Below are 25,566 nucleotides of genomic sequence, written 5' to 3'. Positions count from 1 at the left end.
TTACTTAGAATGAATGAACAAGAATTATATAAACTAAGGTTTCCGATTGGTCAATTTGAAAAGCCTAAACAAATTACTAAAGACCTTATCAATGGCTGGATTTCTACTATTGAAAACTTTCCTCAAAACGTAGAAAATATAACCAAAAATTTAAGTGAAGTAGAACTAAACTACAACTACAGACCCAATGGCTGGACCATAAAACAAGTAGTACATCATTGTGCAGATAGCCACATAAATAGTATTATTAGATTTAAGTTAGCACTTACAGAAGACACACCAACTATACGTCCTTATTTTGAAGATAGATTTGCCAAACTCATTGATTACTCAGAGTCTCTTGAAGCCTCAATATCTATTTTAAAAGGCGTGCATCACAAACTCGGCGTTTTGCTTAAAAACTTATCTGAAGACGACTTAAAACGTGAATTCATCCATCCAGAACACGGTAAACGATTCTCTATTGCAGAAACTATAGGTCTTTACACCTGGCACAGCAATCATCATTTTGCTCATATTGAACAAGCTCTTGAGTATAAAGGAGCTTTTAAATAAACTTAAGGACTTCCGTTAGCAGTACGCTCTTCTTTTTCCTTTTGTTTTTCAATATTCTTTTTAATCTTTTCTATTGCAGACTCAATAGATTTATCGGGTTCTATGAGATTGTATTTTCCCCAAAAATCTGGATCTGAAAAACCAGAAATAGCATCTGTAATAATTACTGAAGGTCTTAATTTATCTTTGCTTTTAATCTTTCGGTCTGTAGAATTTATTTCCCAATCCGTTACAGCCATTTCACTCGATAACGAGTAAACCTTGTTAAAAATCTCACGTTTTTTATTCACTTTAAATTTTAAAAACAAATTAGAATAGCTGTAGTACCATTTCCCTTCTTTCTCCTTGTAGTTTACCTTATAATTAGCTTCTAAAGGATAAACTATAACATTACTTGGTTTCTTTTTTACCAAGAGGTTTTTGCTTCTACTTTTATTACTAAGGTCTAAAGCATAATCTGCACTTACTAATGCCAGAGATTCGACATCAATAAATAGCTTACCATTATAACTATAATTAAGCGCGTTGTTTTTTGGACTGAAATTTACCACGTAAACATTTCTATTATTTACATTAGAAGGTGAGTCAAATGAGTAATTGTAGCTATTTATAGTGGCATCTGTGAAAATATATTCAGGATACTTCATTATATCTAAAAAGATAGCAGAAAACGGACCTCCTTGCAGCTTTACAGAAACTGTATCTAGCCGCTTGTAATCTGTACTTTTTCTTGCTTTATTAAGCGATATAGCGTCTCTAACCGAAGATCTGTTAGGATACTTTAAAATATTAACTACGGCCTCAGTTAAAGAAACGCTTATATTACGCCTCTTTATTGTTTCTCTATAAAAAGCAGTCATATACACCGACTCGTCTTGATGGTTTTTGCTTTTTTTATCGAACACCTTTCTTACCAGCTTTTCAGCATCTTTAAATGCCGAAATATTAACTTCAGAAAGTTCAGTTACAGCTTTAAACAATTCTATTTTGTTGTTTTCCTTAGATAATTCAGATAACGGAATTACTCTGGTATTATAACTCAAAAAGCTAACAACAACCTTAGAATCTAGATATTCATTTGAAACTTTCAAAACAAATTCACCTTCAGAATTTGTAATTGTACTTACATTGGTTTCATTAACATTAAGACTAACCGCTTCTAGCGTCTTATTTGTTTTACCGTCTACGACTTTACCGCTAAACTCAGAATAATTCCCCTGAGCATTTAAGGCAAAAGTTACCAACAAGCCAATGATAAATGTACTGGTCAAAGATTTAAAAAATAATGTTGTTTTCATAGCATAACTTATTAACGATTAACCTCTTCTAAGATACTTAAAAACAGGTAAAATTCAACTTAGTGAATTGTTAAAACTACCGTTATAGCTATGTTTGGTAAGATATTTCTTAATAAAACTACATGCGCTCTGGCACTTCGATACCTAAGACACTAAATGCATTTTTTATGGTTTGCCCTACAGTTTTAGACAACTGCACTCTAAAGACTTTTTCTTCCTCCTTATCTGCACCAAGAATGGATACATTCTGATAGAGTGAATTAAAATCTTTAACCAAATCGTAAGTATAATTAGCAACTAAAGCAGGACTATGCTGCGATGCTGCATTTTGTATAACTTCCGGAAACTGCTCTAACTGTTTTAGAAGCTCTCTTTCTTTATCATGAAGTGACACTTCGGCTGCACTCAGCGTAATATTCTCATCTATGTTAGACTTTCTTAAAATAGACTGAATTCTCGCATAAGTATACTGAATGAATGGCCCTGTATTTCCTTGAAAATCTATAGACTCTTTGGGATCGAATAGAATTCGTTTTTTAGGATCTACCTTCAAGATGTAATATTTAAGCGCACCCAAACCAATGGTTTTATACAGTGCTTTTTTATCGGCTTCTGAATAATCATCTAGCTTTCCTAATTCTTTAGAAATCTCCTCTGCAGTATCTGCCATTTCTTGTATAAGATCGTCCGCATCTACTACAGTACCTTCTCTACTCTTCATTTTACCACTTGGCAAATCTACCATACCATAACTTAGATGGTATAGATTTTTTGCCCAATCGAAGCCTAGTTTTTTTAGGATTAAAAACAATACTTTAAAGTGATAATCTTGCTCGTTACCAACAGTATACACCATACCTCCAACATCTGGATAATCCTTAATACGTTGAATCGCTGTACCAATATCTTGAGTCATATAAACCGCTGTTCCGTCAGCTCTTAATACGATCTTTCTATCTAAACCTTCATCTGTTAAATCACACCAAACCGAACCATCTGGATCTTCTTCGAAAACTCCTGTTTTTAAACCTTCAGCAACAAATTCTTTACCTAAAAGATAGGTTTGGCTTTCATAATAATATTTATCAAAATCAACACCAATAGCCTTGTAAGTCTCTTCAAAACCTTCATAAACCCAACCGTTCATTTTTTCCCAAAGTGCTACAACCTCAGCATCACCTGCTTCCCATTGTCTTAACATTTCTTGGGCCTCTAAAAGAATTGGTGCATTTTTTTTAGCATCCTCTTCATTTTGACCTTGTACTACCAGTTCTGCAATTTCCGTTTTATAGGCTTTATCAAATTCCACATAATAATTCCCAACAAGTTTATCACCTTTTAATCCAGTAGACTCTGGTGTTTCGCCATTACCAAATCGTTGCCAAGCCAACATACTTTTACAAATATGAATACCTCTGTCATTTATAATTTGCGTTTTATAAACTTTCTTCCCTGAAGCTTTTAAAATTTCAGAAACCGAATAGCCCAAAAGTACATTTCTAACATGGCCTAAATGCAGTGGTTTGTTAGTGTTTGGCGAAGAATACTCTACCATTACGGCTTTATCGTCTTTTAAGCTTGCAAAACCATAATTGCTTTGATTTTTTATTGTGTTGAAGAAATCTACATAATACGAATCATCTATTTCTATGTTTAAAAAGCCTTTTACAACATTAAATCCTTTAACCAGAGTTACATTATCCTGAAGATATTGTCCTATCTGCTCGCCAATAACCACAGGATTTCCTTTTACCACGCGCAACATAGGAAAAACAACAACAGTGATGTCTCCAGTAAACTCTTTGCGAGTTGCCTGAAATTCTACAGATTCTAAATCTGACCGAAACAATTCCTTTACAGCTGCTTTAACGTGTAATTCTAAAGTATCCTGAAGCTTCATATTAATTTTAATTTAGGCTTATAAAAACGCTTGCAAAGATAGCAGTTTTATTATTCTATTAAGACAATAGCGCATCATAATTCCCTATTTTTAAAGACATATAAAAACATCAATTAAAAATGGAACGAAAATCGCACCTCCTAAAAGGTATTCCTGTTTTAGCTTCTTTAAATATTAAAAAGACTGTAAAGTTCTATAAAACTAAACTTGGCTTTAATAAAGTTGGTTATCTCGACGACAATTATGCAGTAATTGCACGTGATAATTTTGTGGTTCATTTTTGGAAATGTAACGACAAAATTCATCCAGAAAACACAAGTTGTTATGTAGATGTTGAGGATATCGACACACTCTATGAAGAGTTAAAAACTTTTGGTGTAATTCACCCAAATGGCACCTTAAAAAATCACCCTTATGGCATGCGAGAATTTGCCATTTTAGATCTCGATGGAAATATGATTAAATTTGGTCAAGAAATCAAAAATTCAGTTTAAAAATGAAATCTAAAAACACTTCTTCACAAATTTCAAAATACTGAATTTCAAAACGTTACGACAAACCTGCATTTCATCGATAAAATGGTCGTTTTCCTATGATTTTTGCCGTTAATCGATACATCATTTTTTTTGTGAATTTCATCTGTCATTTCATCTAATTTATTAGCATTAAGTCCCAATAATTAGCGTATTTAAGTGCATTATGGCATTTTTGGTAGGCTATTAACAAATGTCCCAAACATTAAATGAGGCTTTATAATCGAACATTAACCGTGTTGTTATTGTTTAGTGTTGACTTACTTTTTACACCTCACTATAAAAGTTACGTAAACCAAAACATAACACTTCGTCTATCAACCGCTAAATGATGAAGCAGTTAATGACATTAACTGTTTGTCTACTAACTTTCATTGGGTTTTCTCAAAATGAAAGAATAGACGACCTTACAGTAAAGTTAGCGTATCAAGAAGCTGACTCTACAAAGGTTGACCTCTCGTTAATGCTCATTGATGAACTTTATGCAATTGAAGATTATGAAAAAGCTTTGCTGTATGTAAACCAAACAGCTAAACTTTCTGAAAAATTAGAATACACCAAAGGACTCGCAGAAAGCACCTTCTACAGAGCTCAGATATATTCACAACGAAATGATTATTTTAATGCTATAGACAATTACGACAAGTCTAGAAAGTATTATCTGCAAATTAGTGACACACTTGGTGTTGCCAAAGTAAGCAACAGTATTGGGCTTATAGAAATAAAACGAGGCAACTATAGTGTTGGACTTCAGAATTCTTTATCTGCCATTGACATTTTTGAAAAACAAAATCTTTTTGATGAGCTCAGTACGGCTTATAACAATTTGGCAGAAGCATACTTTAAAACCAACCAGATCGATAAAGCCATAGACTTTAACTTTAAAGCACTTGATGTTAGGAAAAAAATAAATGATCGTTCTGGGATTATCGCTTCTACAAAAAATATTGCGGAACTTTATGCTCTAAGAAAAGAACATCGTAAAGCTATTGAGTATTACGAAAACGTCTTGGAGATGTTAAATCCCACCAAAGATCAAAATCTACGTGGTGAAATACTTCCTAAACTAGGTAGCCAGTATTTAGAATTTAAGGAATACGTGAAAGCTTCTGAGTATTTGGTTGAAGGCTTAAAATATAACCGTAAGCAAAATAACGAAGAAGGTATTTTATTAGCATTAAATGCTATTGGCAACCTCAACCTTCAAAAACAAAAAGTTAAGTTAGCAGAAATACAGCTAAACGAAGCTTACAGCATTGCACAAAAAATTGATAACAAACCTGCTCTTTTAGAAAATTACAAACTCCACATAGCATTAGACTCTACACGAGGTTATTTTCAGAATGCCTTTTTTTGGCAAAATAAATATTACGATTTAAAGGAAGAACTATCTAAGGTAGACCAACCTGTTTTTCCTTCTAATACCGAACCTTTGGATCTTATTAGCTCTAATCCTATTGAGGAAGAAATAGACAATTTTGAAGAGGAAGAAAACAGCAATAAAACTATAAAAACCTGGTTAAATAATCCTATTGTTGTATATGGAGCTCTCGCTACTACTGCTATTTTACTAACACTATTGTTACTCAATTATTTAAAAAGCAAAAAGTACAAAGAGACACTAATTGATTACAGAGAGCAGCTTAAACAAGAGCAAATTAGAAGTGAAGCTATACTAGAGCAAACACATCATCTAGAAGAAGTTAATCAAGTAAAAGATAAGTTATTCTCTATAGTTTCTCATGATTTAAAAGATTCTATTTCATCAATTAAAGCCTTTTTAGATTTATTGAAAGAAGACAGTATTTCTAAGGAGGAGTTTAGAGAATTAATCCCTGAATTAAGTGAAAATGCAAATAATGCGTCTTCACTTTTGTTTAATTTACTAAACTGGTCTAAATCTCAAATGCAGAATTTAGAGCCAAATCCTGAACTATTTAATATTCAGGAAGTATTTCATACCAAAATGGCATTGGTAGAACAAAAGGTTGAAGATAAACGCATTGTTCTAATTGATGAGTCTCAACGTGACTTTGTTTATGCCGACAAGAGTATGGTAGAAATTGTTATCCAAAATTTAATTACCAATGCTGTAAAATTCAGTAGAACTGGCGATGTTATTACGGTATCTAATCAAGATGTTAATGGAAAAGCTTTAATCTGTGTAGAAGATACAGGTGTTGGTATTTCTGAAGAAAATATCAACAAACTCTTTAATGCCAATAAAAACTTTACTACAATTGGCACCAAAAACGAAAAAGGCACTGGTCTTGGACTGACTATTGCTAAAGACTTAGTTGAGCTAAACAAGGGACGCATTTGGGTAGAAAGTACTGTAAATGTTGGAAGTAAATTCTTTATAGAACTTCCTAAGTCAGCCCCAAAAAATTCATAGAAATTAGTCTTGGACGTATTAAGCTTTTGGTAAAAAGACCTCAGCCATCATACAACGAGCGCTACCTCCACCACATGTCTCAATAGTTTCTAAAGAACTTGAAATTATAGGACAGTGCTTTTCAATTTTATTTATTTGGTCTTTTGTTAAGCTATTATGAGCTGCTTCACTCATAATTAAATAACGCTGATTATCCTTACCTCTAAGCTGTAACATATTACCAGCAAATTGGTGCATCTGCGCTTCAGAAATTGATATAATTTCTTTACCATCTTCTTTTAGATGCTTAATTACATTTTTGCGCTCTTTTTTGTCGTCAATTGTTTCTAAACAAATTACTGCGAACGTTTCTGCCAAACACATCATAACATTGGTATGGTAGATTGGTAAACGCTTTCCTTCTACTGTTTGATTAGCCACGAAAACTATTGGAGTATATTCAAAATCTTCGCAAAACTCAATAAACAAATCTTCATCTGCTCTTGGTGATAATGCACAGTAAGCCTTTCTATTAACACGATCTAAGATGAGACTACCTGTACCTTCTAAAAATACATCTTCCTCTTCAGCAGCAGTATAGTCTACAATATTTTCAATTTTAAAACCTTCATTTTCCAGCCTAATAAATACCTCATCTCGTCGTTCTTTACGCCTATTTTCTGCAAACATTGGATACAAAGCTATATCACCATTACTATGAAAGCTTACCCAATTATTTGGAAAAACAGAATCTGGAGTATCCATTAATTCATCATCACTTTCTACAACAACATTAATACCTACTGCCTTTAATTTTTCAACAAAAGCGTCAAACTCTTTTTGAGCTTTAGCATTGATTTCTGCATTTTTTAAATCGATATCCTCCTGAAAATAATTGTTAACAGCAGTCTGCTCATTCATCCTAAAATTTACAGGACGAATCATTAAAATAGTATCTGTAGTTTGTTGCATTATCTAATTTTTGAAAGTGATGCAAAATTAGTCTTTTTTCTATTTTGAAATTTATGATGTTAACATTTTTTAGATTAAAAATCTGTAAGTTTGAAAGCCCATAATGGGCATTTAGCATACTATGAGCTTTACTAACCATGTAATTAAATTACTGAACCAAAAGCTCTTGAAAATTTTTAACTAAATGAAAAAACTTATAATTCTTCTGTTATTTCTTGTGTCATGCACAGAAAAAAGTAACCACACTGAAACTATAGATTTTACAACAGTTTTTGAAAAAAGCAACGGAACCGAAACAGCAACATACCAAGAGACTATTCAGTTTTATTCAGATTTAGCAGATAATTACAGAGAAATTTCAATCCGAGAAATGGGTGAGACAGACTCTGGTGAACCTCTGCATATTGTAATATACAATCCAACGCAAGTTCATAATGATTTTAGACTATTGAGAGAAAAAAATAGAATCATGTTAATTAACAATGGAATTCACCCAGGCGAATCTGATGGCATAGATGCTACTATGATGCTATATAGAGATATCTTACAAGGTAAGATTAAAGCACCTAAGCATACCGTTTTGGTGACAATTCCTATTTACAATATTGGTGGAAGCCTTAATAGAAATTCTGGCACACGCACCAACCAAAATGGACCTAAAGAATATGGCTTTAGAGGTAATGCACGCAACTACGATTTAAACAGAGATTTTATAAAGTGCGATACCAAAAATGCAAAGGCCTTTGCTGAAATATTTCACAAAGTACAGCCAGATGTATTTATAGACAACCATGTAAGCAACGGTGCAGATTACCAATACACACTAACGCATTTATTTACCCAACATAACAAGTTAGGTGGTAATTTGGGAGCTTATCTCCATTTGGAAATGATGCCAAAACTAGAGCAAAAATTGGCTCAAAAAAAGTGGGATATCACTCCATATGTCAATGTTTTTAATCGTACACCTGAGTCTGGTTTTTCTCAATTTTTGGACTCACCACGTTATTCCACAGGTTATACCACTTTATTTAACACGCTTGGTATGATGGTCGAAACACACATGTTGAAACCTTATAAACAACGCGTTGAAGGCACATATGAATTAATGAAAAGCATGATAGAAATTACAGAAGAAGATGCCGACAAAATAGCTGAGTTAAGAAGTGCTCAACAACACAAATGGAAATCTGGTAACGACTATCCTATTTCATGGACAATCGATACAACACAATCTACAACGCTTCAGTTTAAAGGTTACGAAGGCCAAATGATAGAGAGTGACCTAACAGGTGCTCAACGATTAAAATACGACAGGTCTAAATCGTTTACAAAGCCTGTGAAATACCAAAATTTCTTTGTCCCAAAAAATAAAGTTACTATACCTAAGGCATATGTAATTCCTCAAGGTTGGCATAATGTGGTAGAATTACTAAAGTTGAATAAAGTAGATTTAAAACCATTTGAAAAAGACACCACTTTAACCGTAGAGTCATATAAAATTGATGATTACAAAACCAGAACATCTCCATACGAAGGACATTACCCACACTACAATACTAAAGTAAAAACAACAAAGGAAAGCTTAACTTTTAGAAAAGGAGATTATTTAGTAAAAACAGACCAAAAAGCAATACGTTATCTTATTGAAACACTTGAACCAACAGCACCAGACTCGTTTTTTAATTGGAACTTCTTTGATACCATATTACAACAAAAAGAAGGATTTTCACCTTATGTTTGGGAAGACAAAGCAAAACAGGTGCTTAGAGAAAATCCAACCTTACAAATAGAGTACAACGTTAAAATAAGTTACGATGAAGAATTTGCAAATAACTGGTTTGCCCAATTAGATTGGCTTCATAAAAAAAGTAGACACTACGAAAAAGCACATTTGCAGTATCCTGTTTATAGATTAAACTAAAAGATTTTTCTAAATAGCTACACCAATAACTTAATATTAGCATAACTATTTTCTAAAGCTTTTTGAGCAGCTTTTTTGTCTAACCATTCTACTTTAGTAATACCTTCTTTTTCTTGCGGATAAAGCTTACCATTAAATTTGGTTTTCATTTCAAACCAATAGGTAATCTTAATTTTATGCTTACCATTGCGCTTAAAAATGTGGTAAGTCGTAGGCAAAGCTTTGGTTATTTTAAGGCCTTCTACTCCAGTCTCCTCTTCTACTTCTCTAATAGCAGTTTCTTCTATAGATTCTTTTCCTTCTATCTTACCTTTGGGTAAATCCCATTTATCATTTCTATAAATAAACAACACTTCATTATTTTCATTATATGCCTTACCACCACCTGCAACAACATTTGGCAACAGTTTTAGAAAATGTTTTAAAAGCTTATCTGGATTATTGTGAATTAAATGTACAGCCTTTAAATCTGTACTATTTAGCATTTTTATAACCTTACCAATGTTAACGGATTTAAGAAGGAAGGATTTAAAATCTGTTTCCTTTTCAACTTTAGTAGTTAAAATTATAGGCTTATCGCCTACATAAATAGTGTACATAGATTGGGTTAGTTATAACTTATCAATTGTAAAAGTATTATTTTTTATTAAACCACTTTTAAACTTAGAATTAAATTAGTTTTAAAATTTAAAAACTTATAAAAATCATTAATTTTACGGCATGATTTTTAATAAAGAAACCGCAAAAAAAACCGCAGAAGTTTTACTGCAGATTAACGCAATAAAACTACAACCAAAAGAGCCTTTTACTTGGGCATCTGGCTGGAAATCACCAATATACTGCGACAACAGAATTGTACTCTCTTATCCATTAATAAGAAACTATATAAGAGAAACATTAGCTAGAGAGATTGAAGAACTATACGGAAAACCAGATGTAATAGCTGGTGTAGCAACTGGTGCTATTGGTATTGGAGCCTTAGTGGCAGACTATCTTAATCTTCCTTTTGTTTATGTGAGACCAGAGGCTAAAAAACATGGTCGCCAAAACCAAGTTGAGGGTCATATAGAAAAAGGACAAACTGTTGTTGTTGTAGAAGATTTAATAAGTACAGGAAAAAGTAGCCTTAACGCAGTTGCAGCCTTAAAAGAGGCTGAAGTTAATATAAAAGGTATGGTTGCTATTTTTTCTTACGGATTTGATGTTGCGGAAAAAAACTTTAAGGACGCCAATATAGAATTACACACCCTTGGCAACTACGAAAATCTTTTAGAGCAAGCCTTAGATACTAACTACATAACCAAAGCAGAACAAGACATTTTAGCACAATGGAATGCTAATCCTAGTGAATGGAACGCTAATTGATATATTATCGTTGAGTCGTTTAGTTGTTGATTCGTTTAAACCTATTAAAATAAAACGACATCAACTTAACGCATAAACAAATAAACAACTTAACATTACTAAACAATGAATTTAGAATCACCAAAGGTTACTTTAGATAAATCTGCAGAAGAAACATTCAATTTCTTGTCAGACGTTAAGAATTTTGAAACTCTTATGCCAGAAAACATCAGCAAGTTTGAAGTTCTAGACGATGATAAATTTCTTTTTGCTTTAAAAGGAATGCCAGAAATAGTACTTAAGAAAAAAGAAGAAATACCACATAGCAAAATTGTTTTAGGTGCAGCTGGCGGAAAGTTAGATTTCTCACTTATTGGCCATATTACAGAAGTAGAAGCTAATAAAAGTGAAGTACAGTTAACTTTTAGCGGAGAGTTTAATGCTATGATGGCTATGATGATAAAAGGTCCTATCAATAAATTTATTGAAACCCTTGTAACCAATATGAAAACTGCGATTTAATAAAGCAAGGTCACTTGTTTTAAATCAAAAGTTTTTATTACATCATCTTCGGTCCAAACGTTAAGTTTGCCAGTTTCAGTTACACCCTTTATAATTCCAGAAAAGGTAGTACCATCTTCATTTTTAAATGTTGAAGGTTTATCTTTTCTGAATAAAAGGGATTCGTAGTCTACTTTTAATTTCTCATAGTCTTTAGACTCTAAAATCGCAAAATAATATTGTAGCTGTTTTAAAATATGAGATAAAACTTCATCTTTATTATACACAACTCCTGTGAGTAAACTCATTGATGACGCTTTAGGCAAACTATCAAAATTCTTTTGGTTTACATTCAGTCCAAAACCAATAACCGAACCTTTTAGTTTATTCTGTTTTATAACATTTTCAATAAGAGTTCCACAAATTTTTTTGTTTGCTGACAAAATGTCGTTAGGCCATTTTACAGATAATTGTGAGATTTTTAAACCTTCAAGAGCCTTACAAATAGATAAAGCTACAGCCATACTTATGTAAAATTGTTTTTCAACACTAACAAACTCAAGAGACTTAAACACACTAGCAGTAAGGTTTTTACCATATTCAGTTTGCCAAACTGTACCCATTTGCCCTCTTCCTTGTGTTTGATGATCAGCAACTACAACCGTAAAATCTTTTGGCAAATTAACCGTAGACATAGCCTTTAGGTAGCTGTTTGTTGAGTCAATGGCATCAAGTTTGATAATGTACATACAAATAAAGGTCTATTTTTATGGTTTTCTTATGACATTTAGGGTCTACAAGAACTAAAAAAATAATAACTTTGCATAAATTTAATTCAAATTAATGACGAAAGAAAAAACTAGTGCAGACCAACTCATTACAACAATCATTGCTGGAATAGAAGAGGTTAAAGGAAAAGAAATTACAATTTTAGATTTAAGAGATATTGAAAATACGGTTTGCGATTATTTTATAGTTTGTGAAGGTACTTCTAATACACAAGTTAACGCAATCGTCAACTCCATACAAAAGTTAGTAAGCAAAACCACTAAAGACAAACCTTGGCACGTAGAAGGAACTGACAATGCAGAGTGGGTTTTAATGGATTATGTAAACGTAGTTGTACACGTTTTCCAAAAGCACATCAGAGAATATTACGACATAGAAAGTCTTTGGGGAGACGCTAAAATGACGCAAATAGAAACAAGTTACTAAAAAGAGAAAAGGCTTATAATGGCAAAAGACAATAAAAATTTAAATAAAAAACCTAAAGTAAATCCGTATTGGATTTACGGCGTAATCATTGCTATATTCTTATCAATTCAGTTATTTTCTGGAGGATTTGGTGGATCTACTGGTATGCAGATTAACCCTTCTCAATTTATTGATTACTTAGATAAAGGTGATGTTGCTAAAGTAGAAATAGTTAATAAGCGTGAAGCTAGAGTTTATTTAACAAAAGAGGCTCAACAACAAGAAATACACAAAAAATCGAAACCGAATACTATTTTGCCTTCGGTAACTCCAATTCCTAATTATAAGTTTGAATTTGGTGATCTTCAAAATTTTGAAAAAGACATAAGAAAAAGTATAGAAGACAACAATCTTGATACTGTTGTTGAGTACGAAACTGAACAAAATGTTTGGGGAGATTTCTTACTTACACTTTTACCTTTTATACTTATCATTGGTGTTTGGATTTTTATAATGAGACGCATGTCATCTGGTGGAGGTGGCGGAGCTGGTGGGCAGATTTTCAACATAGGAAAATCTAAAGCCAAGCTTTTTGATGAGAAATCTGACACAAAAACATCTTTTAAAGATGTAGCCGGTCTAGAAGGTGCGAAAGAAGAAGTACAAGAAATAGTAGACTTTTTAAAATTCCCAGAAAAATACACCTCACTAGGAGGTAAAATTCCTAAAGGAGCATTACTTGTAGGACCTCCCGGAACTGGTAAAACATTATTAGCAAAAGCCGTAGCAGGCGAAGCAAAAGTGCCTTTCTTTTCCTTATCTGGATCGGACTTCGTAGAAATGTTTGTAGGTGTAGGAGCTTCTCGTGTAAGAGATTTATTTAAGCAAGCTAAAGAAAAGTCGCCTTCAATTATTTTTATTGATGAGATTGATGCCATTGGTAGAGCGAGAGGAAAAAGTAATTTCTCAGGTTCTAATGATGAACGTGAAAACACACTAAACCAATTACTAACCGAAATGGATGGTTTTGGCACTAATACCAATGTTATTGTACTTGCTGCAACCAACAGAGCGGATGTATTAGATAGTGCATTAATGCGTGCTGGTCGTTTTGACAGACAGATTTATGTAGATCTACCAGATGTTAGAGAGCGTAAAGAAATTTTTGAAGTACACCTTCGTCCACTTAAAAAAGAAGAAACTTTAGATGTAGATTTCTTAGCAAAACAAACTCCTGGTTTCTCTGGAGCTGATATTGCAAATGTTTGTAATGAAGCTGCATTAATTGCTGCTAGAAAAGGAAAAAAGGCCGTAAATAAGCAAGATTTCTTAGATGCAGTAGATAGAATTATTGGTGGTTTAGAAAAGAAAAACAAAATCATAACACCAGATGAAAAACGTGCAGTCGCTTTTCATGAGGCTGGTCACGCCACCATAAGCTGGATGCTGGAGCATGCTGCTCCTTTAGTAAAAGTTACTATTGTACCTAGAGGTCGTTCTCTTGGAGCTGCTTGGTATTTACCAGAAGAACGTCTTATTGTAAGGCCTGAGCAAATGTTAGATGAAATGTGTGCTGCATTAGGTGGTAGAGCTGCTGAGCAAGTTATTTTTGGTAAAATTTCTACAGGTGCTTTAAGTGATTTAGAAAAGGTTACCAAGCAAGCAAGAGCTATGGTTACCATTTATGGACTTAGTGATAAAGTAGGAAATCTAACCTATTACGATTCTTCTGGACAGTCGGAATATGGATTTACTAAACCATATAGCGAGCAAACAGCTGAGCTTATCGATAAGGAAATTTCGGATATCATTGAAAATCAATACGATAGAGCCGTAAAATTACTGGAAGAAAATAAAGACAAACTTACCGAACTCGCTGAAGTCTTATTAGATAAAGAGGTGATTTTCAAGGATAATCTTGAAAAAATATTTGGAAAGCGTGCTTTCGAAAAAGAAGAAATTGCTGTAGAGGAAGAAGAATAAACCTCACAGTAGTCATATAAAAAACTTAAATTGACTTCTTGTTAATTTAAGTTTTTTTATATTTGAGAAAATGCACTAACCTAGGATTAATAGTAGCAGTTGAATGAGCTTATTTCGTAAACTCTTCGGAAAAAAAACAGATCAGTCCGAAGAACAAATACCAAATCAAGAGCGTGGCAAGTATATGCCTGAAATTAAGTTGCCTGCCGATGAACGTTTTACCATAAACTTCAAGGCAAACGGAGGCAAGTTCTTGTATTGCGAAAATATGAACGAAGTAAAGGAAAGTTTTGATGCTATTTTAAAAGAAAATGAGTGGCACAACGATAAAGTCTTTGTTATTGATGAACGTCTACTAGACTTATTTAAAGATTTTAAACTAAATAGCACTAATAAAGCATCTGAAAGTAAGTACTTCTTGTCAACTTGTGAATATTTAATATCTGATGATGGTTCTCTCCTAATTTCATCTAATCAAATAGCTGAGAAGAAGCTTAAAGAGTTACCAGAACATTTTATAATCTATGCCACTACAAGTCAATTTGCAGAAAATATAGGTGATGGTTTAAAAGGAATTAAAGCTAAGAGTAAATCTAAAATCCCAACAAATATTACTACTATAAAGCACTTTAAAACTGCTGACGACAAAGATTTTCTTACCTATGGAAGTAGTGCAAAAAATCTATACCTACTTCTCTTAGAAGATTTGTAATGAAAGAATTTTATATAAGAGCCATCTCTGGCGTTATCTACGTTTTATTGCTTATTGGATCTTTGTATATGCAAAATACGCTTACTGTATTGCTTATCTTATTTGGAATGTTAAGTTTAGCTGAATTCAGCAACCTTATCAAGCTAAAATCAATTGCCCAATACTTTATTTTTATACTTCTATTTGGAGGGTTTTGGTACTTATGCATTTGGAATAAAAATCTAATAGGTGGTCACGAAGCTATTCAGATTGTATTGGTTACCACCATATTTGTAAACTTAATTCTTATAAAAGATTTATTTACCACCAAACGTATCCCTATTTTTAGTTCAAAAAGTTTTATTGTAACTACGTTTTACCTAACTAGTGGTTTTATTTTTATGCTACTTATAGCTAATTATAAAAATATGTTTACACCATTATTACTGCTAGGCAGCTTTATACTTATATGGGTTAATGATAGTGCTGCCTATTTGGTTGGTAAGAATTTTGGAAAACAAAAACTTTTTCCAAGTATATCACCAAAGAAAACCGTTGAAGGTTTTCTTGGCGGATTATTTTTTGCCTGTATTTCTAGTTATTTCATAGCTAAGTATACAGAAACTTTAGGCTTTACAAGCTGGTTAATAATGGCAATTATTGTTAGTGTTTTGGGCACTTTAGGAGATTTAATAGAATCAAAATTTAAACGACAAGCAGGTGTTAAAGATAGCGGAGTGATAATGCCTGGTCATGGAGGGCTCTTAGACCGACTAGATAGTATTATCTTTGCTTCACCATTTATATATTTGTTTTTAAGAATACTAAGCTATGTTTCATAAAGAAGGCCACAAAATTATATTTATTACGTTAGTTCTTGTTGTAGGATCATTTTTTTTAATCGATGAGTTTGTTACTAATGAATGGCTCAGAAAGGGGCTAATGATTTCTATACTCATATTCTTTATTCTAATTCTACAATTTTTTAGAAACCCCAAACGTCATACTCATGCTAATGAAAAACATGCATTATCTCCTGTTGATGGTAAAGTTGTAGTTATAGAAGAGGTTATGGAAAATGAAGTTTTTAAAGATAAACGCATACAGGTTTCTGTATTTATGTCTCCAATTAATGTGCATGTCACAAGATATCCTATAAGCGGAAATGTAAGTTTTAGCAAATACCACCCAGGAAAATATTTAGTCGCTTGGCACCCAAAAGCTAGTGAAGAAAACGAACGCACCACAGTGGTTGTTGAAAATGAAAGTTTTGGGAAAGTACTATATCGTCAAATCGCAGGTGCCCTCGCAAAACGCATCGTAAACTACGCAACAGTTAATTCTAAGGCTGTACAGGGTGAAGACTCTGGATTTATAAAATTTGGCTCTAGAGTAGATTTATTTTTACCTTTAGATGCAGAAATTAAAGTTAACCTTAACCAAAAAGTTAGAGGAGGAGAAAGTATCATTGCTGAAATGAAATAGGATGACTTCAGAGGAACTACATAAAGAGTTTGAAGATGCTGTAGACCGCATTAATGCGCATACCGAACCATTTCCTGCAGATTTTTTACTACGCTTGTATGCTTACTACAAAAAAGCTACTAATGATTATGGACAACCAAGTAGTCGTAAGCCTATAATTAATGCATTTAAAACCAATGCACTTTTTCAAGTACAAAACATTAGCCAAGATGAAGCTAAGAGAGAATATATTAACTTAGTTAATAATTACTTTTTGTACAGAAAATAATTAATCTCGTATTAAAGGTAAAGTAGAGCATCGAAGTAAACCTTCTTGTTTTGCTATCTCGGCATAAGGCACCTCCTCAACAATAAAACCATTTTCTCTTAACCAAGAATTTAATCTTGTGAAATTCTTTTCAGAAATAATAACGTTTTCAGAAATTGAAAACACATTACTATTCATGTAGTACATTTCTTCTTTTGTAATTTCAAAAATGTTTTCCTTACCAAAGAAATCTACTAGCCATTGATATTCATCTTCTTCTAAGAATCCATTTTTATGTAAAATAGCTTTGTCTTTTCCTATAGGCTGAAAACAACAATCTAAATGTAAAGCATTTTCCATAGCATTAGTTTGCGATTTTCTAAGATTAAAACTTTTTACTTTTTTACGAGGAAACTTGTTTGCAATGTAATCTACGCCTGCTTGGTTGGTTCTGGCAACTATATAATCTGAGTAATCTTTACCTCTATATGTTCCTATAAAAACATAATCGTTCCAGACAATAACATCACCACCTTCAATATGAACTTCTTCTGGAGGTCGCGTTACTTTATCTTTATCTATTTTATCAATAACATATTGAATAGCATTTAGCTCCTCTTCTCTATCAGGCAGTATGTTTGCCTTAATAAACACATCATCTATTACAAAACCAATATCTCTAGTGAAGATTTGATTACAATCTTTTATAACTTTTGGTCGGTAAACTTTAACGTCATATTTTTCAAACACCTTGGCAACTGCATCCATTTCGACGACCATATCTTCTTCTGTTGGGTAAGTTCCTGCTTTAATATGCTCTAACGATTTTGGATCATAAGCATCTTCAATTGAAGGTACTGGTCCATTACTCTCCGCTGTCCCTAATATAACTGCCCTAAGGCGAGACGTTTCGTTTTTTATGTTTAGCTTCATCTTTTAAAAACACAAAAAAGCTTCATAGTAGATTATGAAGCTTTTTGCTATTTAATTCAATAATTTATCTTTTGTCAATGGTTTTAAACTCCCTGTAAGTTTCACCGATATATAGTTGTCTTGGACGTCCAATTGGCTCTTTGCGCATGCGCATTTCTCTCCACTGTGCAATCCAACCTGGCAAACGACCAAGTGCAAACATTACAGTAAACATTTCTACAGGTATTCCCATAGCTCTATATATAATACCAGAATAGAAATCTACATTAGGATATAATTTTCTATCAACAAAATATTGATCTTCTAAAGCTTCTTTCTCTAACCCTTTTGCAATATCCAAAATAGGATCTTCTACACCCAAATCACCTAAAACCTCATCTGCTGCTTTCTTAATAATTCTTGCTCTAGGATCAAAATTCTTGTAAACACGGTGACCAAAGCCCATTAAACGGAATGGATCTTCTTTATCCTTAGCTTTAGCCATATACTTTTTAGTATCTCCTCCATCTTCTTTAATAGCTTCTAGCATTTCTAATACAGCTTGGTTAGCACCACCATGTAATGGTCCCCAAAGTGCAGATATACCTGATGCTAAAGAAACAAAGAGACCTGCATGAGAAGAACCAGCTATCCTAACCGTAGAAGCTGAACAATTTTGTTCATGGTCTGCATGCAGAATTAACAACTTATCTAATGCGTTTACTAAAATAGGGTTTTGTTCATACTCGCTATCTGGTCTTTTGAACATCATTTTAAGAACGTTCTCTACATAACCTAAATTTTTGTCACCATAATCTAATGGCAAACCATGTTTTTTACGCATGGTCCAAGCAACTAAAATTGGAAACTTAGCTAAGATTCTTACAATAGCATTATACATTGCTTCTTCTGAGTTTATATCTACAGAAGAAGGATAAAATGCCGTTAAAGCACTAGTTAAAGAAGATAGCACTCCCATTGGATGTGCCGACTTTGGAAAAGCATCTAATATCTTTTTAACATCGTCATCTACAACAGACTCTTCCTTAATATCTTTAGAAAATTTGTCTAGCTGATCTTGTGTTGGTAATTCGCCAAAAATTAATAAGTATACAACTTCTAAAAAGTCAGCTTTTTCAGCTAATTCTTCAATTGAATAACCTCTGTACCTTAGTATTCCTTTTTCACCATCCAAAAATGTTATCGCACTTTCACAACTTCCTGTGTTTTTATAACCTGGATCTATGGTAATAACACCTCCTGTTGCACTTCTTAAGGTTTTTATATCAATGGCAACTTCGTTCTCTGTTCCTACTTTTAGTGGTAACTCATATTTTTCACCATTAATTTCTAAGGTAGCTTTATCTGACATATTTTTTTACTTGTTTTTGTGAATTTTTAAGGACTGCTAATTTACGAAATATCAAACGATTTCGGAAGTCAATTTACAATCGTTTTAACAATTTGGGTATTATTGAAATCAATAGATCAAAAGGAATAAACTGTATTTTTCTTTAAATGTTATTTAGTCCTTTATTTTCTGAAAAAAAAGCAAAAAAAAACCTATCCAATCGGACAGGTTTCTTCTAACTTATTAATAATTTATTAAAGATTATATTACTTCACTTTAAAAGCTTTCTCTTGTGGAAAGTAAGCTACATCTCCTAGCTCTTCTTCTATGCGTAATAATTGATTGTATTTTGCCATACGATCACTACGTGAAGCAGAACCTGTTTTAATCTGGCCTGTATTTAATGCAACAGCTAAATCCGCAATAGTATTGTCTTCAGTCTCTCCAGATCTATGAGACATGACAGATGTGTAACCTGCATTGTGAGCCATGTTTACTGCTGAAATAGTTTCAGTTAAAGTACCTATTTGGTTTACTTTAATTAGTATAGAATTTGCTATTCCATTTTCAATACCACGAGATAAACGCTCTACATTTGTTACAAATAAATCGTCACCTACCAATTGTACTTTATCGCCTATTTTATCAGTTAAAACTTTCCAACCGTCCCAATCGTTTTCATCCATACCATCTTCGATAGATATAATTGGATATTTAGACGCTAATTCAGCTAAGTATTCTGCCTGTTCTGCAGATGTTCTTATTTTACCAGATTCACCTTCAAACTTTGTATAATCATATTTCCCATCTACATAAAACTCTGCTGCTGCACAGTCTAAAGCGATCTTAACATCGTCTCCAAATGTATATCCTGCCTTTTCTACTGCCAATTTTATAGAATCTAAGGCGTCTTCTGTTCCTCCTTCTAAATTTGGCGCAAAGCCACCTTCGTCACCTACAGCTGTACTAAGACCTCTGTCGTGCAATACTTTTTTAAGATTATGGAAAATCTCTGTTCCCATTTGCATAGCGTGAGTAAAGTTTTTTGCTTTAACAGGCATTACCATAAATTCTTGAAATGCAATTGGAGCATCGCTATGAGAACCACCGTTAATAATATTCATCATTGGTAATGGTAACGTGTTTGCAGACACACCACCGACGTAGCGATATAATGGCATTCCTAATTCATTAGCGGCAGCTTTTGCCACAGCAAGTGAAACACCTAATATAGCATTTGCCCCAAGTTTTGATTTATTCTTTGTACCATCTAAATCAATCATTAATTGATCGATGGCATTTTGTTCAAATACAGAAACACCAAGTAACTCTTGAGCGATTACAGCATTAACATTCTCAACTGCTTTAGAAACTCCTTTTCCCATATATGTATCACCACCATCTCTTAACTCCACAGCTTCGTGCTCACCTGTTGAAGCGCCTGAAGGTACTGCTGCTCTTCCCATAATTCCACTTTCTGTTACAACATCTACCTCTACAGTAGGATTACCTCTAGAATCTAAAATTTGTCTTGCGTGTACATTAATTATAATGCTCATTTCTTTATATTTTAATTGTTGATTATTCCAAAATTACGAAAATATAGACCGTAAAACAGAACAAAAATCATATTTACGATTAATATTTACTATAATGTTTTCGAAACTAAAAAAACGCAACAAATATTGAGATTTGTTACGTTTTTTATACTAGTTGTTTTTAATATTCTCTATAAATTGGTCAAATAAATAAACAGAATCATTTGGCCCAGGACTTGCTTCAGGATGGTATTGTACTGAAAAGCAGTTCTTATTTTTTATCTTAATTCCAGCGACTGTATTATCATTTAGGTGAACATGAGTTATTTCAACATTTTCATTAGCCTCAGTTTCTTCTCTATTGATAGCAAAGCCATGATTTTGAGAGGTGATTTCACCTTTTCCTGTAATTAAATTTTTCACAGGATGATTTATTCCTCTATGACCATTATGCATCTTGTATGTAGAAATACCATTAGCTAGAGCTATAACCTGATGCCCCAAACATATACCGAATAATGGCTTATTTCTTTCAATAATTTCTTTTGCTACAGCCTGTGCTTCAACTAATGGCTCCGGATCACCTGGTCCATTAGATAAAAAGTAACCATCTGGATTGAATGCTTCTAAATCTTCAAATTTAGAATTGTAAGGGAATACTTTTATATACGCATCGCGCTTAGCTAAATTCCTTAGAATATTCTTTTTAATTCCTATATCTAAAGCTGCAATTTTATAGGTTGCATTTTCATCACCAAAATAATAAGGTTCTTTAGTTGATACTTTTGAAGCCAACTCTAAACCTTTCATATCTGGTTGCTCTGCTAATTGTTTTTTTAGACCTTCTATGTCATCTATTTCGGTAGAAATAACAGCGTTCATTGCGCCATTATCTCTAATATAACTTACCAGAGCTCTTGTATCTACATCTGCAATTGCCAACGTGTTATATTTTTCAAAGAAATCTTCTAATGAGCTATCTCCTGCAGGTCGAGAGTATTCAAAACTAAAATTCTTACAAATTAAACCTGCTATTTTTACATCAGCTGATTCCATTTCGTCTTCCTTAGTACCATAATTACCGATATGTGCATTTGTAGTAACCATAAGCTGGCCATAATACGAAGGATCAGTAAAAATTTCCTGGTAACCTGTTGTACCTGTATTAAAGCATACTTCACCGAATGATGTACCGTCTTTACCTATTGACTTACCATAAAAAATGGTACCATCTTCTAATAGAATCAGTGCTTTTTTTCTTTGTTTGTATTTCATGTGCAATGTTTATAAGATTTCTGCATTAGCAGAAAAGGTTTTACAAAATTCCAAAAAAAAAGGATAAACTTAAAAAGTCTATCCTTTATATTTATTAATGATTATTAACATCAATTATTCTTCTTCGTTTGAAGCTTGAGTCTCTACTGGAGGAACAGCAGTTGTGCTCTTCTTACCACCTCTTCTACTTCTACGAGTAGATTTCTTAGCTGGCTTATCAGCATTATATAACTCATTGTAATCTACTAACTCAATCATTGCCATATCAGCGTTATCACCTAAACGGTTTCCTAACTTAATGATACGTGTGTAACCACCTGGACGGTCCGCAACTTTAGCTGCTACATCTCTAAACAATTCTGCAACTGCTTCTTTTTGTCTTAGTCTAGACATCACAACTCTTCTATTGTGAGTAGTGTCTTCTTTAGACTTAGTAATTAATGGCTCTACAAACTGTTTTAAAGCTTTTGCCTTAGCAGTTGTTGTGTTAATACGCTTGTGTTCTATTAACGAACAAGCCATATTAGCTAACATTGACTTTCTGTGTGCAGACTGTCTTCCTAAATGATTGAATTTTTTTCCGTGTCTCATGACTTTTGTGTTATCATCTTGCTACCAAACTCATTTTTTGAGGAGCAAAATATGATTAATAATTATTTGTAATTAGTCTTTATCTAATTTGTATTTACTTAAATCCATTCCAAAGTTAAGACCTTTAACGCTCACTAATTCTTCAAGCTCAGTTAAAGACTTCTTACCAAAGTTTCTGAATTTCATTAAATCATTTTTGTTAAAAGATACTAAATCACCTAAAGTATCTACTTCAGCAGCTTTTAAACAGTTAAGCGCACGTACAGAAAGATCCATATCAACTAATTTAGTCTTAAGTAACTGTCTCATGTGAAGTGACTCTTCATCATAAGTTTCTGTTTGTGCAATCTCATCAGCTTCTAATGTTATACGTTCATCAGAGAATAACATGAAGTGGTGAATTAATATTTTTGCTGCTTCTGTTAAAGCATCCTTAGGATGGATAGAACCATCTGTTAGAATTTCGAAAACTAACTTTTCGTAATCTGTCTTCTGCTCTACACGGAAGTTCTCGATGCTATACTTAACATTTTTTATTGGAGTATAGATAGAATCTGTAAAGATTGTTCCCATTGGTGCAGAAGCTTTTTTGTTTTCTTCAGCAGGAACATAACCTCTACCTTTTTCTATAGTTATCTCCATGTTGATATTTACTTTAGGATCTAAGTTACAGATTACTAAATCTGTATTTAAAACTTGAAAACCTGAAATAAACTTTTGGAAATCACCAGCAGTGATTTGCTCTTGTCCAGAAATAGAAATAGTAACTGTTTCGTTATCTACTTCATCTATCTGACGCTTAAAGTTTACTTGCTTTAAGTTTAATATCATTTCTGTTACATCTTCTACTACTCCAGAAATTGTAGAAAATTCGTGATCTACACCTTCTATTCTAACAGAAGTGATTGCAAAACCTTCTAAAGAAGATAATAATACTCTACGTAAAGCATTACCAACTGTTAATCCGTATCCTGGTTCTAAAGGTCTGAATTCGAACTTACCTTCAAAATCAGTAGAATCAATCATGATTACTTTATCTGGTTTCTGAAAATTTAATATTGCCATTTAATTCTTCGTTTTAATTGTTATTTGGTTGCGCGGTTTATAAGTTTGAAGAAGACAAATAAACCCTTTGGCCAAATACCAATGTGATTAATTTATTATTTAGAGTAAAGTTCGACGATGAACTGCTCATTGATTTGCTCAGGAATTTGGATTCTAGCTGGTACAGAAACATAAGTTCCTTCCATTTTATCATTATTCCAAGTTATCCACTCATATACGTTGCTAGAGTTAGATAATGAAGCTTGAATAGCTTCTAAAGATTTAGATTTTTCTCTTACACCTACAACATCACCTGCCTTTAATTGGTAAGAAGGAATGTTTACCTTTTCGCCATTAACAGTAATGTGTCTGTGAGATACTAATTGTCTTGCAGCACTTCTAGTTGGTGCAACACCCATTCTGAAAACCACGTTATCTAAACGAGACTCACATAATTGTAATAAAACCTCACCTGTAATACCTTGGGCTGCAGTTGCTCTTTTAAACATGTTTCTGAACTGACGCTCTAATATACCATAAGTATATTTTGCTTTTTGCTTTTCCATTAACTGGATTGCGTATTCAGATTTTTTTCCACGTCTTCTGTTGTTACCGTGTTGACCTGGAGGGTAGTTTCTTTTTTCGAAGGCTTTGTCGTCTCCGAAGATAGCTTGACCGAATTTACGAGCTATTTTAGTTTTAGGACCAGTATATCTTGCCATTTTAAATTGATTTTGAGAGTGATTATAAAATTAAGGTCTTAAACTTATCCTTCTATAACCGTTAATCTCTCGTTGATACTTGTTTTAATTTTTTTCAGTTTGCAAATGTACATAAAAAAAGTTAATACCAACCGAATAATCGACTGATATTAACTTAAGTATGTGTACATAATTATACGCGACGTCTCTTTGGAGGACGACAACCATTATGTGGCATTGGAGTTACATCGATAATTTCTGAAACTTCAATACCTGAATTGTGAATTGATCTGATGGCAGATTCTCTACCGTTACCAGGACCTTTTACGTATACTTTTACTTTCTTTAAACCAGCTTCTTTTGCTACACCAGCAGCATCTTCTGCAGCTAATTGTGCTGCGTAAGGAGTATTCTTTTTAGAACCTCTAAAGCCCATTTTACCAGCAGATGACCAAGAAATTACGTCACCTTTTTTATTTGTTAAAGAAACAATGATGTTGTTGAATGAGGCTGTAATATGCGCTTCACCTATAGCATCTACTATTACTTTACGTTTTTTTGTATTTGACTTTGCCATGTTTTTTAGTTTCTAGTTGTTAGCTTTTAGTTGTTAGAATCCTAAACCTTCCGATTTCGAGCAGATTCATCTAACGTCTAATTACTAATGACTAATGTCTGTTATTATTTAGTTACTTTTTTCTTGTTAGCAACTGTTTTTCTTCTACCTTTTCTTGTACGAGAGTTGTTCTTAGTACGCTGTCCTCTTAAAGGAAGACCAGCTCTGTGACGAATACCTCTGTAACAACCAATATCCATTAAACGCTTAATGTTTAATTGTGTTTCAGAACGTAATTCACCTTCAATTTTAAATGCACCAACTGCTTCACGGATAGCTCCGATCTCGTCGTCAGTCCAGTCTTGTACTTTTGTGCTCTCGTCAACTTTAGCAGTTTCTAAAATTTCCTTAGCTCTACTTCTACCTATACCATAGATATAAGTTAAAGAGATAACTCCTCTTTTTTGTTTTGGTATGTCTACACCTGCAATTCTTGCCATATAATTTAGTTTTTAGCTGTTAGCTTTTAGTTGTTAGAATCCTAAACCTTTCGATTTCGAACAGATTCATCTAACTACTAATTACTAATTGACTTTT

The 25,566-nt window shown here is 33.1% G+C and carries 26 protein-coding genes; 12 read left to right on the top strand and 14 right to left on the bottom strand.

Annotation, left to right across the window (positions count from 1 at the left end):
• The first annotated feature begins 9 nt into the window (after positions 1-9).
• Positions 10-555, top strand: a complete 546-nt coding sequence (locus V1468_RS14645; RefSeq protein WP_331810954.1) for a YfiT family bacillithiol transferase — start codon at positions 10-12, stop codon at positions 553-555.
• 2 nt (positions 556-557) lie between these two features.
• On the opposite strand, the gene V1468_RS14640 is transcribed toward V1468_RS14645, so the two are convergent.
• Positions 558-1,853 carry a carboxypeptidase-like regulatory domain-containing protein gene (locus tag V1468_RS14640; protein ID WP_331810953.1) on the bottom strand — a complete coding sequence of 432 codons (1,296 nt, stop codon included), beginning with the start codon at positions 1,851-1,853 and terminating at the stop codon, positions 558-560.
• A gap of 118 nt (positions 1,854-1,971) precedes the next feature.
• A complete protein-coding gene (gene argS / locus V1468_RS14635; protein ID WP_331810952.1) occupies positions 1,972-3,753 on the bottom strand; it encodes an arginine--tRNA ligase in 1,782 nt (593 codons plus the stop codon).
• A gap of 119 nt (positions 3,754-3,872) precedes the next feature.
• On the opposite strand from argS, the gene V1468_RS14630 reads away from it, so the two are divergent.
• Together V1468_RS14630 and V1468_RS14625 are read left to right on the top strand one after the other, a co-directional pair.
• Positions 3,873-4,247 carry a bleomycin resistance protein gene (locus tag V1468_RS14630; protein WP_331810951.1) on the top strand — a complete coding sequence of 125 codons (375 nt, stop codon included), beginning with the start codon at positions 3,873-3,875 and terminating at the stop codon, positions 4,245-4,247.
• A 367-nt stretch (positions 4,248-4,614) separates the two neighbouring features.
• Positions 4,615-6,681 (top strand): tetratricopeptide repeat-containing sensor histidine kinase, encoded by a 2,067-nt coding sequence (locus V1468_RS14625; protein ID WP_331810950.1) that lies wholly within the window; start codon positions 4,615-4,617, stop codon positions 6,679-6,681.
• An 18-nt stretch (positions 6,682-6,699) separates the two neighbouring features.
• Here the strand turns inward: V1468_RS14625 and ctlX are convergent, their stop codons facing one another.
• A complete protein-coding gene (gene ctlX, locus V1468_RS14620; RefSeq protein WP_331810949.1) occupies positions 6,700-7,632 on the bottom strand; it encodes a citrulline utilization hydrolase CtlX in 933 nt (310 codons plus the stop codon).
• 184 nt (positions 7,633-7,816) lie between these two features.
• Between ctlX and V1468_RS14615 the strand changes: the two genes are divergently transcribed.
• Complete coding sequence (locus tag V1468_RS14615; protein WP_331810948.1) at positions 7,817-9,556, top strand: M14 family metallopeptidase; 1,740 nt, start codon at positions 7,817-7,819, stop codon at positions 9,554-9,556.
• A 17-nt stretch (positions 9,557-9,573) separates the two neighbouring features.
• Here the strand turns inward: V1468_RS14615 and V1468_RS14610 are convergent, their stop codons facing one another.
• Complete coding sequence (locus V1468_RS14610; protein ID WP_331810947.1) at positions 9,574-10,155, bottom strand: NUDIX hydrolase; 582 nt, start codon at positions 10,153-10,155, stop codon at positions 9,574-9,576.
• 121 nt (positions 10,156-10,276) lie between these two features.
• Between V1468_RS14610 and pyrE the strand changes: the two genes are divergently transcribed.
• Entirely contained in the window at positions 10,277-10,921 is a 645-nt protein-coding gene (gene pyrE / locus V1468_RS14605) for an orotate phosphoribosyltransferase (RefSeq protein ID WP_331810946.1), read from the top strand.
• Positions 10,922-11,026: 105 nt separating this feature from the next.
• Positions 11,027-11,422 (top strand): SRPBCC family protein, encoded by a 396-nt coding sequence (locus V1468_RS14600; RefSeq protein WP_331810945.1) that lies wholly within the window; start codon positions 11,027-11,029, stop codon positions 11,420-11,422.
• Here V1468_RS14600 and V1468_RS14595 read toward each other — a convergent pair.
• Positions 11,419-12,150, bottom strand: a complete 732-nt coding sequence (locus tag V1468_RS14595; protein ID WP_331810944.1) for a biotin--[acetyl-CoA-carboxylase] ligase — start codon at positions 12,148-12,150, stop codon at positions 11,419-11,421. The genes V1468_RS14600 and V1468_RS14595 overlap by 4 nt on opposite strands.
• 94 nt (positions 12,151-12,244) lie before the next feature.
• Between V1468_RS14595 and rsfS the strand changes: the two genes are divergently transcribed.
• The 6 genes from rsfS (at position 12,245) to V1468_RS14565 (ending at position 17,022) form a co-directional block, all read left to right on the top strand.
• Positions 12,245-12,616 carry a ribosome silencing factor gene (gene rsfS, locus V1468_RS14590; protein ID WP_243471111.1) on the top strand — a complete coding sequence of 124 codons (372 nt, stop codon included), beginning with the start codon at positions 12,245-12,247 and terminating at the stop codon, positions 12,614-12,616.
• Between the two features lie 18 nt (positions 12,617-12,634).
• Positions 12,635-14,578, top strand: a complete 1,944-nt coding sequence (gene ftsH, locus V1468_RS14585) for an ATP-dependent zinc metalloprotease FtsH (protein WP_331810943.1) — start codon at positions 12,635-12,637, stop codon at positions 14,576-14,578.
• A 103-nt stretch (positions 14,579-14,681) separates the two neighbouring features.
• Positions 14,682-15,290, top strand: a complete 609-nt coding sequence (locus tag V1468_RS14580) for an LUD domain-containing protein (RefSeq protein ID WP_331810942.1) — start codon at positions 14,682-14,684, stop codon at positions 15,288-15,290.
• Positions 15,290-16,111: a phosphatidate cytidylyltransferase gene (locus V1468_RS14575; protein ID WP_331810941.1), complete on the top strand. Its 822-nt coding sequence runs from the start codon at positions 15,290-15,292 to the stop codon at positions 16,109-16,111. Before V1468_RS14580 ends, V1468_RS14575 begins: the two co-directional genes overlap by 1 nt.
• Positions 16,101-16,754: a phosphatidylserine decarboxylase family protein gene (locus tag V1468_RS14570; protein ID WP_331810940.1), complete on the top strand. Its 654-nt coding sequence runs from the start codon at positions 16,101-16,103 to the stop codon at positions 16,752-16,754. Before V1468_RS14575 ends, V1468_RS14570 begins: the two co-directional genes overlap by 11 nt.
• A 1-nt stretch (position 16,755) precedes the next feature.
• On the top strand, positions 16,756-17,022 hold the full coding sequence (locus V1468_RS14565) for an acyl-CoA-binding protein (RefSeq protein WP_331810939.1): 267 nt from the start codon (positions 16,756-16,758) through the stop codon (positions 17,020-17,022).
• On the opposite strand, the gene V1468_RS14560 is transcribed toward V1468_RS14565, so the two are convergent.
• From V1468_RS14560 to rpsM, 9 genes are all read right to left on the bottom strand, one after another.
• The gene (locus V1468_RS14560; RefSeq protein WP_331810938.1) at positions 17,023-17,934 is read right to left on the bottom strand and encodes a dimethylarginine dimethylaminohydrolase family protein; all 912 of its coding nucleotides are present in this window, start codon (positions 17,932-17,934) and stop codon (positions 17,023-17,025) included.
• A 64-nt stretch (positions 17,935-17,998) separates the two neighbouring features.
• The gene (locus V1468_RS14555; protein WP_331810937.1) at positions 17,999-19,285 is read right to left on the bottom strand and encodes a citrate synthase; all 1,287 of its coding nucleotides are present in this window, start codon (positions 19,283-19,285) and stop codon (positions 17,999-18,001) included.
• A 245-nt stretch (positions 19,286-19,530) separates the two neighbouring features.
• The gene (gene eno, locus V1468_RS14550; protein WP_331810936.1) at positions 19,531-20,823 is read right to left on the bottom strand and encodes a phosphopyruvate hydratase; all 1,293 of its coding nucleotides are present in this window, start codon (positions 20,821-20,823) and stop codon (positions 19,531-19,533) included.
• Between the two features lie 150 nt (positions 20,824-20,973).
• A complete protein-coding gene (gene carA, locus V1468_RS14545; RefSeq protein ID WP_331810935.1) occupies positions 20,974-22,077 on the bottom strand; it encodes a glutamine-hydrolyzing carbamoyl-phosphate synthase small subunit in 1,104 nt (367 codons plus the stop codon).
• Positions 22,078-22,191: 114 nt separating this feature from the next.
• Positions 22,192-22,668: a 50S ribosomal protein L17 gene (gene rplQ, locus V1468_RS14540; protein WP_331810934.1), complete on the bottom strand. Its 477-nt coding sequence runs from the start codon at positions 22,666-22,668 to the stop codon at positions 22,192-22,194.
• A gap of 72 nt (positions 22,669-22,740) precedes the next feature.
• Positions 22,741-23,733 (bottom strand): DNA-directed RNA polymerase subunit alpha, encoded by a 993-nt coding sequence (locus V1468_RS14535; RefSeq protein ID WP_331810933.1) that lies wholly within the window; start codon positions 23,731-23,733, stop codon positions 22,741-22,743.
• Positions 23,734-23,828: 95 nt separating this feature from the next.
• Positions 23,829-24,434: a 30S ribosomal protein S4 gene (gene rpsD / locus V1468_RS14530; protein WP_331810932.1), complete on the bottom strand. Its 606-nt coding sequence runs from the start codon at positions 24,432-24,434 to the stop codon at positions 23,829-23,831.
• 172 nt (positions 24,435-24,606) lie between these two features.
• The gene (gene rpsK, locus V1468_RS14525) at positions 24,607-24,990 is read right to left on the bottom strand and encodes a 30S ribosomal protein S11 (protein WP_331810931.1); all 384 of its coding nucleotides are present in this window, start codon (positions 24,988-24,990) and stop codon (positions 24,607-24,609) included.
• A gap of 104 nt (positions 24,991-25,094) precedes the next feature.
• Positions 25,095-25,469 carry a 30S ribosomal protein S13 gene (gene rpsM / locus V1468_RS14520; protein WP_243471098.1) on the bottom strand — a complete coding sequence of 125 codons (375 nt, stop codon included), beginning with the start codon at positions 25,467-25,469 and terminating at the stop codon, positions 25,095-25,097.
• Positions 25,470-25,566: the final 97 nt, after the last annotated feature.

Origin of the sequence: Winogradskyella poriferorum (assembly GCF_036553625.1) — a bacterium.
Classification (GTDB): domain Bacteria; phylum Bacteroidota; class Bacteroidia; order Flavobacteriales; family Flavobacteriaceae; genus Winogradskyella; species Winogradskyella poriferorum.
This window is presented reverse-complemented; position numbering and strand designations above follow the sequence as displayed.